This is a genomic window from Ilumatobacter sp. (genome assembly GCF_049588435.1).
Lineage (GTDB): Bacteria > Actinomycetota > Acidimicrobiia > Acidimicrobiales > Ilumatobacteraceae > Ilumatobacter_A.
Genome location: NZ_JBAVYV010000405.1, coordinates 1 through 1543, shown reverse-complemented (window position 1 = coordinate 1543; position 1543 = coordinate 1). Strand labels below are relative to the sequence as shown.

Here is a 1543-nt window from a genome sequence, read left to right as displayed (position 1 = left end):
GTCGCGGCGTGCGACGAACGCGAGCACGTTGCCGACACCAGCGTACGAATGGGGCTGAGCGTGACTCCGGGTCTGGGCCGATCGGGCGACGTCGGGCGCGGTCATCGTCGTCATGCCGGAACGTCCTCGACCTCGGTGCCGGAGTTCTGGTAGTCGCTCAGGAACAGCTCCTCCAGCGTGGGAGGCTGACTGACCAACGATCGGATCCCGAACGACGACAGATGTCGCATGACCGCATCGAGCGAGGTCGTGTCGACCTGGAACTCGAGCTCGGCACCGTCCACGCTGACCGCATGAACACCGGCCATCGAGTCGAGTCCGTCGACGGTTTCGTCGGTCGCCACGGTGATGCTCGTGCGAGTCGAGGACCGCAGGTCGGCGAGCGTGCCTTCCTGCACCACCCGACCGTTCCGGATGATCGTGACACGATCGCAGAGCTTCTCGACCTCGGCCAGGATGTGGCTGGACAGCAGGACGGTGCGACCCTCACCGGCGATCTCGGCGACGGTGCTCTGGAAGACCTCCTCCATCAGCGGGTCCAGCCCGGACGTGGGCTCATCGAGCAGGATCAGCTCCGCACCCGAGGAGAGCGCCGTCACGAGGGCGACCTTCTGCCGGTTGCCCTTGGAGTACGTGTTCGCCTTCTTCCGGGTGTCGAGCTCGAAGCGCTCGACGAGTTCGTTGCGTCGTTTGGTGTCGACATCGCCGCGCAGTCGGGCGAAGTAGTCGATGATCTCGCCACCGGACAGGTTGGGCCAGAGACTGACGTCGCCCGGCACGTACGCGATCCGGTGATGCAGGTCGACAGCGTCGTGCCACGGGTCGCCGTCGAGCAGCCGCGCCGTTCCGCTGTCCTCGCGCAACAGGCCGAGCAACATGCGGATCGTCACCGACTTGCCGGCACCGTTCGGGCCGAGATAACCGTGCACCTCGCCGACCGCGACCTCGAGATCGAGGTGGTCGAGCGCCACCGTCGAACCGAACGTCTTCACGATGCCCTCGAGTGAGATTGCTGTCGTCATCCTTCATTCCTCTGTTCGGGCAGCGGCGTCGCGCGCTGCGGGGTTGTCGAGTACGTACCCATTGGTCAGGAGGTCGACCTCGGCGCGGGCCCAACGTTCGAGCGTCTCGGGCGACGTCAGGCTCTTGCCCAGTCGGGCTTCGACGAGTGGTCGCAACATGAGCATTCCGAGCTCCATCGCCATCATCAGCAGGACCCCCATCTCCTCGTCGGGAAGTTCACGGGCAGACCCTGCGAGCACCAGTCGACGGTCAGCGCCCGCGCCGAGATCGAGGAGCTGATCGAACCACCAGTGACCGACCGGTCCGCCATCGCGCAGTGAGCGACTGACGTAGTCGATGGCCCGGCCGAGATCCGGCGTCGCGAGCATCGTCTGCACGCTCGCGTCCACCTCCCCCTCGACGATCCCCGAGGTCGCTTCCTCCAGAACATCGCGCACATACCGATCGCACTCCGCGACGAGCCCTGCCTTCGACCCGAAGTGGTGGATCACGAGCGGCGGCGACGCGCCGACGACTTCGG

The 1543-nt window shown here is 66.1% G+C and carries 2 protein-coding genes; both read right to left on the bottom strand.

All coding sequences use genetic code 11. From position 1 onward, the window contains the following. Positions 1–110: 110 nt before the first annotated feature. Positions 111–1022 (bottom strand): ATP-binding cassette domain-containing protein, encoded by a 912-nt coding sequence (locus WBV89_RS15710; protein WP_423982290.1) that lies wholly within the window; start codon positions 1020–1022, stop codon positions 111–113. Positions 1023–1025: 3 nt separating this feature from the next. Beyond that, on the bottom strand, positions 1026–1543 hold a 518-nt coding region (locus WBV89_RS15705), incomplete at its 5' end, for a hypothetical protein (protein WP_423982289.1).